This window comes from Flavobacterium fryxellicola (assembly GCF_900143245.1).
GTDB lineage: Bacteria > Bacteroidota > Bacteroidia > Flavobacteriales > Flavobacteriaceae > Flavobacterium > Flavobacterium fryxellicola.
Genome location: NZ_FRDK01000006.1, coordinates 78,763 through 95,849, shown reverse-complemented (window position 1 = coordinate 95,849; position 17,087 = coordinate 78,763). Strand labels below are relative to the sequence as shown.

Sequence of the window (17,087 nt, the reverse complement as noted above, 5' to 3'; positions counted from 1 at the left end):
AGTTATACTTTTCAATTATGATAAAAGAAAAAACCAATACTACATTGACATTTGAAGATTTCAAAATCGAAGTTTTAAAGGACTACACCACAGCCATAATAAGCAGAGAATGTAGCCTATTAGGACGCAAGGAAGTATTGACAGGAAAAGCCAAATTTGGTATCTTTGGAGATGGAAAAGAAGTGCCACAACTGGCCATGGCTAAAGCATTTCAAAATGGAGATTTCCGCTCTGGCTATTATCGCGATCAAACTTTTATGATGGCTATTGGCGAATTGACAATACAACAATTTTTTGCAGGTTTGTATGGTCATACTGATATTGAACAAGAGCCCATGTCAGCAGGAAGACAAATGGGAGGACACTTTGCTACCCATAGTTTAAATGAAGATGGTTCTTGGAAAGACTTAACAAAACAAAAAAATTCAAGTGCTGATATTTCTCCTACAGCTGGGCAAATGCCGAGATTATTAGGACTGGCGCAAGCATCAAAAATATACAGACAGGTTACTGGAATTCCAAATGCTGCAAATTTTTCTAACGAAGGAAATGAGATAGCATGGGGAACCATTGGAAATGCAAGTACGTCCGAAGGATTGTTCTTTGAAACTATAAATGCCGCTGGGGTTTTACAAGTACCCATGGTGATGAGTGTTTGGGATGATGAATACGGAATTTCTGTGCATGCAAAACACCAAACGACAAAAGAAAACATATCCGAAATTTTAAAAGGATACCAAAAGGAACACGACACTAATGGATATGAAATTCTGAGAGTCAAAGGTTGGGATTATGCTGACTTAATTGCAACTTATGAGAAAGCTGCCGCTATGGCTCGAAAGAATCACGTTCCTGTTTTAATCCATGTTAATGAATTGACGCAACCACAAGGACATTCTAGTTCTGGTTCGCATGAACGTTATAAAGATGCGGATCGCTTGGCTTGGGAAAGAGACTTTGATTGCGTTCGTCAAATGAAATTATGGATGATTGCTATAAATATAGCTTCTCCAGAAGAAATTGAGGCGATTGATGCGCAAGCAAAAAAAGAGGTTTTAGAAGGTAAAAAAGCCGCTTGGAATGCATTTATAGAACCCATTGCTGAAGAGCAAAAGGAGTTGGTTTCACTATTACAGACAATTGCGGAAACCAGCAAAAACAAAGAGGCCATCTTAAAATTCTCTACTGATTTAAGTAGCATTAAATCCCCTATAAAAAAGGAAATTCTAGTTACAGCACGAAAAGTACTGCGTTTAGTACTTAATGAAAATGGGAAAGAAGTACTTTCTGAATGGATTGTAGCTTATACCGCAAAAACGCAGAAGAATTTTAGCAGTAACTTATTCTCAGAAACAGATTTAAATGTGTTTTCTGTCGAAAAAGTCCTACCAGTTTATGCTGAAGATGCTAAGGAAGATACCGATGGACGCATGATTTTACGCGATAATTTTGATGCCATATTTACTAAATATCCTGAGGCTTTAATCTTTGGTGAAGATGCAGGAACTATTGGTGATGTGAATCAAGGGCTGGAAGGAATGCAGGAAAAATACGGTGAATTGCGAGTTGCTGATGTTGGAATTCGTGAAGCTACCATCTTGGGTCAAGGAATAGGAATGGCACTTAGGGGGTTACGTCCTATTGCCGAAATTCAATATTTAGATTATTTATTATATGCAATCCAAATCATGAGTGATGATTTGGCCACCCTACGATACAGAACGGTCGGGAAACAAAAAGCACCGCTGATTATCCGTACTCGCGGTCATCGGTTAGAGGGTATTTGGCATTCAGGATCTCCTATGGGTATGATTATAAATGCTATCAGAGGAATCCACGTTTTGGTTCCCAGAAACATGACACAAGCAGCTGGTTTTTATAACAGTTTGTTAGAATGCGACGAACCCGCGCTGGTTATTGAATGCTTGAATGGCTATCGATTGAAAGAAAAAATGCCTTTAAATTATGGCGAATTCAAAACTCCAATTGGTGTGGTGGAAACTTTGAAAGAAGGATCAGATATCACACTGGTTTCATACGGATCTACTTTGCGATTAATACAACAAGCGGCAAAAGAATTGCTTGAAGTAGGTATTGATTGCGAAATTATTGATTTACAGTCTTTACTTCCATTTGATACAAAACAAGACGTAGTGAAAAGTATTGCCAAAACAAATCGTCTTCTAGTGATTGATGAAGATGTTCCTGGTGGAGCTTCGGCTTATATTTTGCAACAAATTATAGAGCAACAAGATGGGTATACCTATTTAGACAGTAAACCTCAAACGCTTACTGCTAAAGCGCACCGACCAGCTTATGGCACGGATGGAGATTATTTCTCTAAACCATCTACCGAAGATATTTTTGAGAAAGTTTACGAAATGATGAATGAAGTAAATCCTTCTAAGTATCCAAGTTTGTATTAAAAATTAAAGCCTTGTGCATACAAATCCTAATCGGTAACGGTTAGGATTTTTTTTTCAATATCAATTAAAAAAAACGTTTTACTAAATTACAGCGGTATACAAAAGTTAAACTATATAAATCTAAAAACTAAAATCATTGCTTTTAACTTCTATAAATTACGATTATCGAAAAATATGCCTTATTAGCTCGATTAGAAGCTAAGTCTGGAAAAGAAGAAGAAGTTGCCGCATTTTTAAAAAGCGCATTACCGTTAGTATTAGATGAACCGGATACCGTAAACTGGTACGGATGGCAAATAGGCGCCTCCACATTTGGAATTTTTGATACTTTTGAAACCGAGGAAGTTCGAAAAGCGCATCTTGCCGGAAGAATTGCGGAAGCTCTGATGGCAAATGCCGTAGCATTACTGTCTAAAGGTCCTGTTATTGAATTTTTTGAATTATTAGCTGTAAAATAAAAGTGCTCTAAGGTCAAACTGCAATACAAAGAATGAATATACTTTGCTCACACTCATCTTTTATTGGGGAAATGTAAATGTGCTAATGTAAATTAAAAGTTATAATGCCAGCGAAAAATTTTTATGTTGGCATTTTTTAATTAAATTTAGTGTTTTATAAAATTTACACTAAATGAAACAATTAGAAACCCTCTTACAAGCCATTGAAAACGTTAAAGTAATAGATGCAAAAATTGACTATAAACAGTATATTCCCTTGGATTTATCAATTGCAAATGAAGCTTTTAAATCACTTAAAATTGATAATGCACTAGATTTTGAAGATTATATCGAAAATTACTTAGCTAAAAATAATGCAAAAGTAGCTTATGGAGGGTACAATGAAATTAGAAGCCTGTATAAAAGAAGTGAAATTTTTAATGACACAAACACAGAAGAACGCAACATCCACATTGGTTTAGATTTATGGATTAAAGCAGGAACTCCCGTTCTAGCAGCCGTTGATGGTTTTGTTCATAGCTTTAATTACAATACGGGCGTAGGTGATTATGGTCCAACCATAATTTTAGAACATAAAATAGAAGAACAAAAATTTTATACTTTGTATGGTCATTTATCATTAGAAAGTATTAGTGACATTGCAATTGGAGATTTTTATGAAAAAGGGCAGCAATTAGCCACTTTGGGCGATGCATCCGTAAATGGTGATTATGCACCCCATTTGCATTTTCAAATTATAAAAGAAATCACAAGTAGTTTTGGAGATTATCCTGGTGTTTGCAGTAAAAAGAATCTGACTCACTATTTAGAAAACTGTCCTGATCCCAATATCTTATTAAAAATTAAATAAATCATGAAAAAATTAATTCTAGTCTTAAGTATCCTTTTACTCATTGGATGTAAATCAAAAAAAGTGGTTGCCATACCTGAGCCTGAAGTAGTAAAAACCGTAAAGTTGAGTTTGTCAGAAGTTAGTGGAAGCCAAAAAAGTAAAGCATACGAATTAGGAAAAAGAGTATTAATGACTTGCAACACATCTAAATTCAAACCATTTACACTTAGTGAAGCTACTCCATCGGTCATTAAAAACACGACCGAGGCAAGATTAACAAAAACATGTACTCGCTTTCGTCAATATTACGGTACTTTTATTGATCTCGAATTAATTGAAGCTTTTAAAAATAACTTTGATCAATCTGTCGTTTTTCGCTATAAAGCGTCGTATTCAAAAAAAGTTGCTAACAAGGAGCTTCGGGTTACCATGGACGCAGAAAATAAAGTATCCTCCATAAAGTCGCTGGATTGGGTAAATGCTTTTCCTATGAATTAATAGGAAAAGCAATTTTCTCTTTTGTATCCAATTTTACCGTTTAAAAGTAGGTATTTGTAAATGCTATTGTTTGGAAAACTGTGGCTATTTACCTCGGATTTTGATTGTACGTATAGCTACAGTCTATAATCTGCAGCAATATTTATTTATTTTCTGACCTTCGATTAATTCATTTTAGTCCATCACCAAATTTTTAAACTTTCAATCCAAAGAAGTGCAATGCTAATTTCATACTTGCCGTTTCTTTAGATTATGCCTTTGGAAAATTAGTCACTATTCGCATCTAATTGTAATGGTCAAAAACTGTTTACTAAAAATAAATTTAATTAAAGGTTAACTAGTGATTCTCATTTTTAGAATACAATTGGCCTCACAAAAACAAAGTGATAATTTAACAAGTATTTTATATAATTATATAACAAAAATAAATTTTGAGACTCTAAATTTAGAAATTAAATAAAACACCTCTAAATTAAGTAATAACAAAACGATGTCCTTAAGAATTAAATCAGTAGCTAAAGTCGAACTAATTTTAACGCCAGTAAAAAACAGCTTCAAGTATTGAACCCAAGACTATATTGCAAAAAGCAAGTAATTGTGTTCACTAAATTGAAATGACTGATACATTAGTTGCCTTATAAAAAAGGCAGTAAAGACCAACCGTTTATCTGACTAATTTTATATCAAAGCGGGTCTTCCTTTGGTTATTTGTGCGAATTAAAGGAGTTATTCTTGATTGCGAATTATGTTATAACCTATTTGTAAAATTTTATAATGTATCTTTATTCCGAAAAGTTACATTTGTGCAAACTGTAAATTGAAAATATTTGAAACTATACATAAAATACATGGTAAGCAACCGCTGCAAAATGGCGGTAAAAGAAGAATTGAAAAAGCTTAAACTTCACTTCATGGTTGTCGATTTAGGAGAAGTAGAAATAATGGAAAATATTTCTATGGATCAAAGACAACTATTGAAAGCAGCACTTTTAGATTCAGGGCTTGAATTGATGGATGATAAAAAATCCATGTTGATAGAGAAAATAAAGAATGTAATTATCGAGATGGTTCATCACTCTACTGAACCCATAAAAGTCAATTTTTCGGACTATTTAAGTCAAAAATTGAGTCACGACTATACTTACCTATCCAACTTGTTTTCAGAGGTTCAAGGAACGACAATAGAACAATTTATAATTTCCCATAAAACGGAACGTATAAAAGAGTTGATTATCTATGGTGAATTAAATATCACTGAAATTGCATGGAAAATGAATTACAGTAGTGTAGCTCATTTATCAAGTCAGTTTAAAAAAGTAACCGGCCTGTCCCCTTCTCATTTTAAACAGTTAAAAGATAAAAGACGGAATCCAATTGAGGAAATTGGAAATGTAAATGACTAAATGAAAAGTATCAGTATGCTCAATTCCCCCGATTCAATTGAAACCAGTGTAGGTGCCTTTGTTACTATTAGTGCCGAAGGAAAAATAACTGATATTAATGAAGCGTCAATAAAAAATATAGGAATTGCAAGAGATGTACTGATAGGAAGTGACTTTTCTGATTATTTTACGCATCACCAAGAAGTAAAGAAAAGATGGCAGCACGTTTTTGAGAAAGGGTTTATTGACGACTATTCGTTAACGGTAAAGCATCAAAATGGAGAATTAACGGATGTGGTCTACAATGCATCCATCTATGAAGATTCTGAAGGAGTTATCCATGGTTTTTTTACCGAAGCAACGAACAGTACCGCTCAAAAATTAGCAGCACAATATTCAAAAAGTTTAATTGAAGCCAGTCTTGACCCTCTAATTACGATAAATAGAGAGGGAAAGATCACGGATATGAATGAAGCATTAGTTCATATTACTGGTGTTAGTCGAAACGAACTTACTGGTTCTAATTTCTTCGATTATTTCACAGACAAGCACAAAGCACAAAAAGTATATCAACAAGTTTTTCAAAACAATGCCATAGAAGATTACCCTTTAACGCTTCGGCATAAGGACGGCAAATTAACTGACGTACTTTTTAATGGCTCTGTTTATAAAGACAATCTTGGCAAGGTCCAAGGTGTTGTTATCGTGGCGCGAAATACAGGCGGACAAAAATGGGCTTTGGATTTACAAAATGCCAATAAAGAACTGGCTTATCAAAATGATGAAAAGGAAAAGAGAGCCGCAGAGTTAGTTATAGCAAATCAAGAATTGGCATTTCAAAATGAGGAGAAAGAGAAAAGGGCTAACGAATTAATTATTGCCAATAAAGAACTTCTTTTTCAAAACCAAGAAAAGGAAAAAAGAGCTTCGGAGCTAGTGATAGCTAACAAAGAACTAGCATTTCAAAATGATGAAAAAGAGAAACGTGCTGCTGAATTAGTGATAGCTAATAAAGAACTGGCGTTTCAAAATAATGAAAAGGAGAAAAGAGCTGACGAATTAATCATTGCTAATGAAGAACTTATTTTTCAAAATTTAGAAAAGGAAAAAAGAGCTGCTGAATTAGTGATTGCCAACAAAGAATTGGCGTTTCAAAATGATGAAAAAGAGAAAAGAGCCAACGAATTAATTATTGCTAATAAAGAACTTATTTTTCAAAACCAAGAAAAAGAAAAAAGGGAAATTGTTAATAAAGAGCTTAAAGAACTTAACTACACTACAAAATTAGATTCTCAATATACACTTAGTTTAATTGAAGCCAGTCGGGATCCTTTGGTTACCATAAATACAAAAGGTAAGATTACGGACATGAATGAGGCCTTAGTAAACAGTACTGGGAAAACGCGCGAAGAACTCACAGGTTCTGATTTTTTCGATTATTTTACAGAACAACAAAAAGCGCGTGAAGTGTACCAGGAAGTATTTGAAAAAGGCTGTGTTGCTGATTCACCACTTACACTGCGTCATAAGGACGGCAAATTGACTGATGTCTTGTTTAACGGTTCCGTTTATAAAAACGAAGTAGGAAATGTACAAGGCGTCGTGATTGTTGCCAGAGATATTACAGATCAAAAAAGAATTGCTACCGAATTGATTGAAGCTAGAGTTTTTGCAGAACTTGCCACAGAAATTGCAGAAGAAGCTAAAAGACGTGCAGAAAGGGCCACTATTACAGCTGAAAATGCGGTAAAAGCAAAACAACAATTTTTGTCGAATATGAGTCATGAAATTCGTACCCCGATGAATGCAATTATTGGTTTTACCAAAGTGGTACTGAAAACAGATTTGACACTAAAACAAAAAGAATATTTAGATGCAATCAAAATGAGTGGAGATGCATTAATCGTACTCATAAACGACATATTAGACTTAGCAAAAGTTGATTCCGGTAAAATGACATTTGAAAAAACCCCTTTCAAATTGAATTCTTCGGTAGCTGCCATGCTGCATCTGTTTGAACCTAAAATTCAAGAAAAAAATTTAAAATTAATTAAAGAATACGATCCTCAAATTCCGCAAGTTCTAATTGGTGACCCAGTTCGTTTGCATCAAATAATTTTAAATTTAGTTAGTAACGCAGTCAAGTTTACATCCAAAGGAAAAATTACCGTAAGCGTCAATTTAATACATGAAGATGTTGAAACAGTAATTATTGAATTTGCTGTCACGGATACGGGTATTGGAATACCAGAGGACAGAATGGGAAAAATATTTGAAAATTTCCAACAAGCATCCAGCCGAACTTCAAGGTTGTATGGAGGAACAGGATTAGGTTTAGCCATTGTCAAACAACTTATCGAACCACAAGGAGGAACCATTCGTGTGCAAAGTACCGTAGGAACAGGTTCTACATTCAGTTTTACATTAAGTTTTCAAAAAACAACTTCTGATGCCGAAATGGGAAATGAGTTTATTGAATTGGATACCGAAATAAAAAACATAAAAATTTTAGTCGTTGAAGATATTCCATTGAATCAATTGCTAATGAAAACACTTCTTGATGATTTTGGATTTGAGCGTGACATTGCCGAAAATGGTAAAATAGCAATCGAAAAATTAAAGGAAAAGGAATATGATGTCATTTTGATGGACTTGCAAATGCCAGAAATGAACGGATTTGAAACAACAGAATACATTCGACACACACTGAAATCACAAATACCGATTATTGCTTTAACAGCAGATGTGACTACCGTGGATTTAGCTAAATGTAAAGCAGTGGGAATGAATGACTATCTTGCGAAACCCGTGGATGACCGCCTTCTTTATAGTAAAATAATTGGGCTTTTAAAAAAAACCAGTCTTAATGCAATACATATTGAAAGCGTAAACGAAGAAGAAATCACACTAAAAAAAGAAAAGTACATCAATCTGGCGTATTTGAAACAAAGAGCAAAATCAAATCCCGTTTTAATGGAAGAAATGATCAATCTCTATTTAACCCAAACACCAGCTATAATAAAAACAATCAAAGAAAGTTTAGCTAACAAAAATTGGCATTTAGTAAGCGCTGCGGCACACAAAATGATTCCGTCCTTTGCAATAGTGGGAATAAGTCCTGTTTTTGAAAACATAGCAAAACAAATTCAGGAGACAGCAACGGTGCTAGACAAAACAGAAGAAATTGAAGCCTTAGTGCAACAACTTGAAGAAGTGTGTGCGCAAGCGTGTAGTGAATTAGAAGAAGAATTAAATAAAATTAAAAATACCATAAAATGAACGACAACAAGAAAGTAAAAATTTTTCTAGTAGATGATGATGCCCTATTTTTAAAATCGTTAGAAATTGAATTTTTAGAAAATGCTGATTTTATTGTAGAAACGTATCCTACAGGAGAACTTTGCATCGCCAATTTATCAAACAATCCAGATGTAGTAATATTAGATTATCAACTAGATGGTATTGTAGAAAATGCGATGAACGGTCTTGAAACTTTAGATAAAGTTAAAACTTATAATCCAGAAATCCCCGTGGTTATGCTTTCATCCCAAGATAAAATTGAAGTGGCTATTAACTGCATGCACCACAAGGCATTTGATTATGTAGTGAAAAGTGAAACTGCTTTTGTTCGCTTGCAAAAAATAATCACTGCTATTTTTAAATACCAAAAAATGGAAAAAGAATTAAATTGGTATATGGATCGCATGTAAAGTATTTATACAAGTGCTCATTCCCAATTCATTACTAGTTAGATAAATTACCTTAAATTTGGTTCTATTAAAACCAAAATTATTTAAGAAAAATGCGGTATAAAGACACATCAGATCTGGAGATTTCATTGCTATTAGAAGCCATCTATCGCAAATATGGTTACGATTTCAGAGAGTATTCACAAGCGCATATTAGGCGTCGAATAATGAACAGAATGGCACTTTCTGGCTTTGAAGATATTGCTCAAATGCAGTCTATGGTTTTAAATGATATGCCATTCGCTTCTGAACTCTTACAAGATTTATCAATAACGGTAACCGAAATGTTTCGCGATCCTGCATTTTATAGATCATTACGAGAAAAAGTGATTCCTATTTTAAAAACCTATCCTTTTATAAAAATATGGCACGCCGGCTGTGCTACAGGAGAAGAAGCGTATTCGATGGCAATTCTATTGCAAGAAGAAGGCTTGTATGAAAGAACAACAATATATGCTACTGATTTTAATCAGCTGGCGTTGAATCGTGCTAAAGAAGGTATTTTTTCGAATAAATTAATAAAAGAGTACACTTCTAATTATCAATTATCAGGAGGAAAAGAATCTTTTTCAAGTTATTATACTTCGCATTACGATAATGTTATTATGAATCAATCTTTAAAAAAAAACATTGTTTGGGCCAATCATAATTTAGTAACTGATAGTGTTTTTGCCGAAGTACATTTAATATTATGTCGGAATGTCTTAATTTATTTTGATCAAAATTTACAAAATAAAGTTCAAACTCTTTTTTACAATAGCCTGATAAATGGAGGTATTTTATCGCTGGGATCTAAAGAAAGTATTCGGTTTACCGATTATTTTGAACATTATAGTGAATTAGACCTTAAACAACGAATATTTAAAAAGAAATACTAAAAATGCAGTACGAAGCAATTGTTATAGGAGTTTCTTCTGGTGGTATGAATGCTTTGAAAATTATATTCGCAGCTATGCCGGCACATTTTAGTATACCCATGATTATTGTGCAACATGTAGGTGCTCAATCTGACGGTCAATGGATTACTCTTTTTAATGATAAAAGTCAGCTTGAAATCAAGGAAGCAGATGAAAAAGAAAAAATTAAAAAAGGCACCATTTTTATTGCTCCTCCTAATTATCATTTGTTGATTGAAAAAGACAAAACCTTTTCCCTCACTATAGATGAACGTGTAAATTATGCAAGACCATCCATTGATGTGTTATTTGAATCAGCTGCTGAAGCCTACAAAAACAAATTAATTGGAATCGTACTGACTGGCGCTAATAGTGACGGTGCAAAAGGCATTACACGAATACAAGAATGTGGTGGTCTAACTATAATTCAGGATCCAAAAACAGCAGAATCAGCCTATATGCCAAAGGCGGCTATTGCAGCTATTGAACCAAATTTTATTGGGTCATTAGACGATATCGTTACGTTTTTATTAAAAATAGAACAACAAAAAAGATAATCAAAATCAATTTTACAACTAACAAAATGAAAATGACCCTTGGTAAAAAAATAGCGACAGGATTTATAGCTTGTGCGATAGTACTTTTAGGAGTTGCAATTTTCTCCTATAAAAATAGCGAAAAATTCATCGCCTCTAATACCTTGGTCAATCATTCCAATTCTGTTTTGTATGAATTCGAGCAAATTTTGATGTTAACTGTTGATGCAGAAACAGGGATTCGAGGCTATATTATTACTGGAAATGATGATTTTTTAATCCCTTTTACCTCTGCCAATGTCAATATAATTGCTCAACTCAATAAAGTAAAAGAATTAACAAAAGACAATCCCAACCAGCAGAAGAATATTGAAGAGTTAAAGAAGCAAACTCAAATGCGCTTTGATAATTTTAGGAAATGTATTGCTCTTCGTAAAAAAGATTTTGCACAAGCCCAAGAATTTGTTGCTTCTGGTGAAGGAAAACAAATCCAAGATGAAATCAGAAATTTAGTTTATCAAGCTCAGGAAACTGAAAATCTTTTACTTACAGAAAGGATTCAAGCGAGTGAAGCAGATGCCAGTAGGTTTAACATTGTATTTGCCATTTTACTGTTAATCATTACTTTAATCCTTGTTGTGGTTTATACTATAGTGACTACCAATTTACAAGCCCTGAAAAGTTACGAATTGGAAACGATTAGCAAAAACTGGTTGCTTACAGGAAACTCAGCACTTAATGAGAAATTAATAGGTGACCAAAGTATGATTGAATTGGCAAACAATACCATTAGCTTTTTATGTTCTTATCTTCAAGCCAATATAGGCGCCGTTTATTTATTGGATGAAAAAGAAAATACTCTTTTACTTAGCGGAAAATTTGCTTTTACACCTGCCAATAAAGCTAAAGAAAATTTTAAATTAAATGAAGGATTGATTGGACAAGCTGCTTGGGAACAAAAACAACTCTTGTTTACAGACATAACTGATGATCAAATTCGCATTACTTCTACCGTTCTAGATGCCAAACCAAGAAATGTTCTCATTACTCCTTTTTTATTGGATGGCAAAACAATAGGAGTTATAGAAATTGGCAAGCTTAGTGATTTTACCGAAACTGAAAAAGAATTTATTGCTGTTTCTATGAGTAGTGTAGCAATAAGTGTGAATACGATTCAACAAGCCGAAGAAAAGGAAAAAAGAGCTGCGGAGTTGGCTGTAGCCAATATTGAACTTGCTTATCAAAATGAAGAAAAAGAAAAACGAGCCGCAGAGTTAGGAGTTGCAAACAAAGAACTCGCCTATCAAAATGAAGAAAAAGAAAAACGAGCTGCGGAATTAGGAGTTGCTAACAAAGAACTCGCTTATCAAAATGAAGAAAAAGAAAAACGAGCTGTTGAGTTGCATTTTGCTAATAAAGAGCTTTCCAATCAAACTGAAGAACTTCAAATACAGCAAGAAGAACTGAGGCAATTAAATGAAGAATTAGAACAGCAAGCACAATATCTTAAGCAGCAACAGGAGGAATTGCAAATGACCAATGAAGAACTGGAAGAGCAAACGCAATCATTAGAAGAGCGAAACAAAGAAGTAGAGGCTTCTAAAGAAAATATTGAGAAAAAGACAAAACAACTTGAAATTAGCAGTAAGTATAAGTCGGAATTCCTTGCTAACATGTCGCATGAACTAAGAACACCACTTAATAGTTTGCTTATTTTATCCAAAGATTTATCTGAAAATAGAAAGAAAAACTTAGATGAAGTTCAGGTTGAAAGTGCTGAAATCATTTATAAAAGTGGTCATGATCTTCTTGTATTAATAAATGAAGTACTGGACCTCTCTAAAATTGAAGCTGGAAAAATGTCCATCAATATTGAAAAAGTATTTCTGAAAAATTTCACAAGTGAACTACTCCTCAATTTTAAACATCAGGCAGAACAAAAAGGGTTGCAACTCACTTGCCAATTAGCTACAAATATACCTGAATTCATCCACACCGATTTACAGCGTTTGAATCAGATATTAAAAAACCTGCTATCCAACGCCATTAAATTTACAGAAAAAGGAAGTGTAACTATATATATTGACCAGACAACCGAGACCACATTAACCATATCGGTCACTGATACCGGTATTGGAATATCAGAAGACAAACAAGCTGCAATATTTGAAGCTTTTCAACAAGCCGAAGGCGGTACTTCAAGAAAATATGGAGGAACAGGACTAGGACTTTCAATTTCGCGTGAACTCGCAAAACTATTAAAGGGCGAAATTAAAGTATCTAGTGCTCTGGCAGGAGGTTCTACTTTTACACTTTATATCCCTTTAGAAATTCTCCCGGAACAAGAACTTACTTCTTCAACAGCAACACAACCTTTACGCTACATTCCACGTACTGAAAATAACGTAAACTTTCTCAATTATAAAACAATTGAGGATGATAGAGACACCATAAACGCTACTGATAAAATTGTACTCATTATTGAAGACGATCGAAATTTTGCAGGAATCCTTTTAAAACAGGCCAACAAAAAAGGATTCAAATGCTTATCAGCAGCCAGCGGTGAAGATGGTTTGATGCTTGCTTCAAAATACTTACCACAAGCTATCATCCTTGATATGGGCTTACCAGGAATGAATGGGAAACAAGTTTTGCAGGAATTAAAAGCAAATCCTATGGTACGGCATATTCCAGTTCATATTATTTCGGCAAACGATCGTTCCCTTGAACCAATAAGAGAAGGTGCCGTAGAATATTTAATGAAGCCCATCTCTAAAGAAGGTTTAGAAGAAGCTTTCAACCGAATTGAAAATTTTGTCAATAGAAAAATAAAGAACCTTTTGATTATTGAAGACAGCGAGAATTCTAGAAAAGCAATGAAAATACTCATTGGAAATGGTGATGTAAAATGTTTTGAAGCAGAAACAGGTAAGGAAGCCTTGGAAATTTATCAGGAAAATCAAATCGATTGTGTAATACTAGACATTGGTTTGCCAGACATGAGCGGATTTGATCTTATTCAAAAACTGGAGGTTATTAAAGGGCACAGCATGCCTCCTATTATTGTCTATACAGGAAAAGAACTTACCAAAGAAGAAAATAATCTACTTCATAAATATGCAGAGAGCATTATTATAAAAGGAATAAAATCCGAAGAACGATTACTGGATGAAACTGCTCTTTTTCTTCACCGTACCATTAGTAATTTACCCAAATCAAAGCAATTAATGATCAATAGTTTGCATGATAAAGATGCCATATTTCAATCAAAGAAAATTCTTTTAGTAGATGATGATATGAGAAATATTTTTGCATTATCTAAAATATTGCAAGAACGCGGGATAGAAGTCATTAAGTCAGAAAACGGAAAAAATGCCCTAGAGATGCTAGCTGCACATCCTACTATTGACTTAGTGTTAATGGATATCATGATGCCAGAAATGGATGGTTATGAAGCAATGAAACGAATACGATCACAAATGAAGTTCAAGAAATTGCCCATAATTGCACTCACGGCAAAAGCCATGAAAGACGACAAACAAAAATGCATTGATGCTGGAGCCAACGATTATATTACAAAACCAATTGATGTAGAACGCCTTTTATCCTTGATGCGCGTATGGTTAAGTAAATAATAAAATGCTATCGAGCAGGCACAGCATCGAAAGATAACACGCTCATTTTTTTGTTGGAACTTCAAAATTCGTTTTAGAGTATTTAACATTCAAACTTTTTTTTATAATTAAAATGAAAATAAACAGCCCAGTCAAAATTTTAATGGTAGATGATTTACCTGAAAACTTATTTGCCCTAGAAGTAATTCTTTCTAATGAAAATTATTTATGTGTCAAAGCAAATTCAGGCAATGAAGCCTTAAAAATTCTGTTGCACCAACAAGATTTTGCCATCATATTAATCGATGTTCAAATGCCAATGATGGACGGGTTTGAAACAGTAGAATTGATTCGACAAATCGAAAAGCTGAAACATGTACCCATTATTTTTTTAACAGCCAGTATCGATAATTCTTCACAAATCTTTAAGGGTTATCAAGCAGGTGCCGTAGATTATATGATTAAACCACTTTCGCCAGAAATATTAAAAGCAAAAGTGGCTATTTTTGTGGATTTACATGAAAAGAATCAGGAATTATTAGTTCAGGCAGAACAACTGAAAAAACTAAATACAGATCTAACTGCTGAAAAATTACTATCAGAATATTCCCTTAGTCTTATTGAAGCAAGTCATGATCCCCTATTTGCTATTAGCCCTGAAGGAAAAATAACGGATATGAACAATGCCTCTGTAATAGCAACAGGAGTATCCCGGAACAAATTAATGGGGACTGATTTTTTTAATTATTTCACAGAACCGCAAAAAGCGCGAGAAGTGTATCAAAAAGTGTTTGAAAAAGGACTCATAACAGATTATCCGTTGATCCTCCGCCATAAGAAAGGAACGATGATTGACGCGCTATTCAATGGATCAGTGTATCAGGATGACAAAGGGGAAGTACTAGGAGTAGTAGTTGTAGGCCGTGATGTTACGGATCAAAAAAGAATCGCAACGGAGCTAGTTGAAGCCAGAGTTTTTGCCGAATTAGCTACAGAAATTGCAGAAGAAGCAAAAATAAAAGCAGAAAGTGCTACTCTTATTGCTGAAAATGCAGTGAAAGCAAAACAGCAATTCTTGTCTAATATGAGCCACGAAATTCGGACTCCTATGAACGCAATTATAGGATTTACAAAAGTGGTCTTAAAAACAGATTTAAATGGTAAACAAAAAGAATATTTAGACGCAATTAAAATAAGTGGAGATACATTAATTGTACTTATCAACGATATTCTGGATTTAGCAAAAGTAGATGCAGGTAAGATGACGTTCGAAAAAACTCCTTTCAAAATTAAATCTTCCATTTCAGCAATTCTTCATTTATTTGAGACTAAGATTGTGGAAAAAAACATAAAATTAGTTAAGGAATATGACAATAAAATTCCCGCTGTTTTAATAGGAGACCCTGTTCGTTTGCACCAAATTATTTTAAATCTCGTTAGCAATGCTGTTAAATTTACTAAAAAAGGAAAAATTACGGTAAGTATAGATTTATTATATGAAGATGAAGCTAAAATAATTCTAAAATTTGCGATAGCAGATACAGGAATTGGAATCTCCGAAGAAAAAATAGGAACTATATTTGAAAATTTTCAGCAGGCAACCAGCGGAACTTCAAGATTATATGGTGGCACTGGACTTGGTCTAGCAATTGTGAAGCAATTAATAGAGCCACAAGGCGGTAGTATTCGTGTAACAAGTACTTTAAATGAGGGTTCAATATTTAGTTTCACGTTACCTTTCCAAAAGACAAATGCCGATGCAGAACTTGAAAACGAACTAAATGAAATCCATTCAGAGATGAAAAATATAAGAGTATTAGTGGTCGAAGATATTGCACTGAATCAATTGCTAATGAAAACACTTTTAGATGATTTTGGATTTATCAGCGACATTGCTGAAAATGGTAAAGTAGCTATTGAAAAGCTACAAAAACAAGAGTATGATGTTGTGCTTATGGATCTGCAGATGCCAGAAATGAATGGTTTTGAAGCTACGCAATACATTAGAAATACGCTAAATTCTACTGTACCCATAATTGCATTAACCGCTGATGTTACTACTGTTGATGTTGAAAAATGCGCAGCTTCGGGAATGAATGATTACCTAGCTAAGCCTGTCGATGAAAAACTTTTATATAGTAAAATAGTAACTATTGTAACAACAGCCCAACCTGATAAATTTATAAAAAAATGCAAGGAAAATAAGAATTTTGAGGTAAAAAGAAAATACACTGACCTGAACTATTTAAAACAGCGGACCAAATCAAATCCAAAACTAATGATGGAAATGATTTCATTATATTTAGCTCAAACCCCACCGTTACTGCATACAATGGTACAAAGTTTAGAGCAGGAAAATTGGACTTTATTAGATGCTGCCGCCCACAAAATGCTACCCTCTTTTTCAATAATGGGAATCAGTCCAGATTTTGAAACGGTAGCAAAAAAAATTCAGGACTTTGCAAAAGACCAAGAAAAAAATGAGGAAATACAAAGTTTGGTACTACAACTGGAAACCGTTTGTTTACAGGCATGTGCTGAGTTAGAGGAAGAACTTCTGTTACTCAAAAATAACCTCTAAAATCTATTAATTCTTATCCACATTTAATATTTATTGGTCTATAGGTTTATAAATCATAATTATTTTATCCTTTTACAAAACATATTTCCTTATATTTAATGAATATTTTTTAAGC

Annotated in this window: 11 protein-coding genes; 10 read left to right on the top strand and 1 reads right to left on the bottom strand. The window is 33.8% G+C overall.

What is annotated here, in order from left to right:
- Positions 1 to 17 precede the first annotated feature (17 nt).
- Positions 18 to 2,426: an alpha-ketoacid dehydrogenase subunit alpha/beta gene (locus BUA03_RS10375; protein WP_066077453.1), complete on the top strand. Its 2,409-nt coding sequence runs from the start codon at positions 18 to 20 to the stop codon at positions 2,424 to 2,426.
- A gap of 142 nt (positions 2,427 to 2,568) precedes the next feature.
- Here the strand turns inward: BUA03_RS10375 and BUA03_RS17220 are convergent, their stop codons facing one another.
- On the bottom strand, positions 2,569 to 2,901 hold the full coding sequence (locus tag BUA03_RS17220) for a hypothetical protein (protein WP_066077452.1): 333 nt from the start codon (positions 2,899 to 2,901) through the stop codon (positions 2,569 to 2,571).
- A gap of 155 nt (positions 2,902 to 3,056) precedes the next feature.
- Between BUA03_RS17220 and BUA03_RS10365 the strand changes: the two genes are divergently transcribed.
- From BUA03_RS10365 to BUA03_RS10315, 9 genes are all read left to right on the top strand, one after another.
- Complete coding sequence (locus BUA03_RS10365; RefSeq protein ID WP_066077450.1) at positions 3,057 to 3,734, top strand: peptidoglycan DD-metalloendopeptidase family protein; 678 nt, start codon at positions 3,057 to 3,059, stop codon at positions 3,732 to 3,734.
- A 3-nt stretch (positions 3,735 to 3,737) separates the two neighbouring features.
- Complete coding sequence (locus BUA03_RS10360) at positions 3,738 to 4,214, top strand: hypothetical protein (RefSeq protein ID WP_066077449.1); 477 nt, start codon at positions 3,738 to 3,740, stop codon at positions 4,212 to 4,214.
- A gap of 848 nt (positions 4,215 to 5,062) precedes the next feature.
- On the top strand, positions 5,063 to 5,617 hold the full coding sequence (locus tag BUA03_RS10355; protein ID WP_066077447.1) for a helix-turn-helix domain-containing protein: 555 nt from the start codon (positions 5,063 to 5,065) through the stop codon (positions 5,615 to 5,617).
- 15 nt (positions 5,618 to 5,632) lie between these two features.
- Entirely contained in the window at positions 5,633 to 8,875 is a 3,243-nt protein-coding gene (locus tag BUA03_RS10340) for a PAS domain-containing hybrid sensor histidine kinase/response regulator (protein WP_169807433.1), read from the top strand.
- Positions 8,872 to 9,306, top strand: coding sequence for a response regulator (locus tag BUA03_RS10335; protein WP_066077446.1), 435 nt, complete (start codon positions 8,872 to 8,874; stop codon positions 9,304 to 9,306). The genes BUA03_RS10340 and BUA03_RS10335 overlap by 4 nt, the downstream gene beginning before the upstream one ends.
- Before the next feature lie 92 nt (positions 9,307 to 9,398).
- Entirely contained in the window at positions 9,399 to 10,223 is an 825-nt protein-coding gene (locus BUA03_RS10330) for a CheR family methyltransferase (RefSeq protein ID WP_066077444.1), read from the top strand.
- Between the two features lie 2 nt (positions 10,224 to 10,225).
- Positions 10,226 to 10,798: a chemotaxis protein CheB gene (locus BUA03_RS10325; protein ID WP_066077441.1), complete on the top strand. Its 573-nt coding sequence runs from the start codon at positions 10,226 to 10,228 to the stop codon at positions 10,796 to 10,798.
- Between the two features lie 26 nt (positions 10,799 to 10,824).
- Positions 10,825 to 14,412, top strand: a complete 3,588-nt coding sequence (locus BUA03_RS10320) for a response regulator (RefSeq protein WP_066077439.1) — start codon at positions 10,825 to 10,827, stop codon at positions 14,410 to 14,412.
- Between the two features lie 112 nt (positions 14,413 to 14,524).
- Complete coding sequence (locus BUA03_RS10315; RefSeq protein ID WP_072675735.1) at positions 14,525 to 16,972, top strand: response regulator; 2,448 nt, start codon at positions 14,525 to 14,527, stop codon at positions 16,970 to 16,972.
- The last annotated feature ends 115 nt before the right edge of the window (positions 16,973 to 17,087 follow it).

What these genes read in the sequence shown, in the direction of transcription:
- BUA03_RS10335 (WP_066077446.1), top strand. Translation starts at nt 8,872, where the DNA reads ATGAACGACAACAAGAAAGTAAAAATTTTTCTAGTAGATGATGATGCC.
- BUA03_RS10340 (WP_169807433.1), top strand. Translation starts at nt 5,633, where the DNA reads ATGCTCAATTCCCCCGATTCAATTGAAACCAGTGTAGGTGCCTTTGTT.
- BUA03_RS10325 (WP_066077441.1), top strand. Translation starts at nt 10,226, where the DNA reads ATGCAGTACGAAGCAATTGTTATAGGAGTTTCTTCTGGTGGTATGAAT.
- BUA03_RS10330 (WP_066077444.1), top strand. Translation starts at nt 9,399, where the DNA reads ATGCGGTATAAAGACACATCAGATCTGGAGATTTCATTGCTATTAGAA.
- BUA03_RS10365 (WP_066077450.1), top strand. Translation starts at nt 3,057, where the DNA reads ATGAAACAATTAGAAACCCTCTTACAAGCCATTGAAAACGTTAAAGTA.
- BUA03_RS10375 (WP_066077453.1), top strand. Translation starts at nt 18, where the DNA reads ATGATAAAAGAAAAAACCAATACTACATTGACATTTGAAGATTTCAAA.
- BUA03_RS10355 (WP_066077447.1), top strand. Translation starts at nt 5,063, where the DNA reads ATGGTAAGCAACCGCTGCAAAATGGCGGTAAAAGAAGAATTGAAAAAG.
- BUA03_RS10360 (WP_066077449.1), top strand. Translation starts at nt 3,738, where the DNA reads ATGAAAAAATTAATTCTAGTCTTAAGTATCCTTTTACTCATTGGATGT.
- BUA03_RS10315 (WP_072675735.1), top strand. Translation starts at nt 14,525, where the DNA reads ATGAAAATAAACAGCCCAGTCAAAATTTTAATGGTAGATGATTTACCT.
- BUA03_RS10320 (WP_066077439.1), top strand. Translation starts at nt 10,825, where the DNA reads ATGAAAATGACCCTTGGTAAAAAAATAGCGACAGGATTTATAGCTTGT.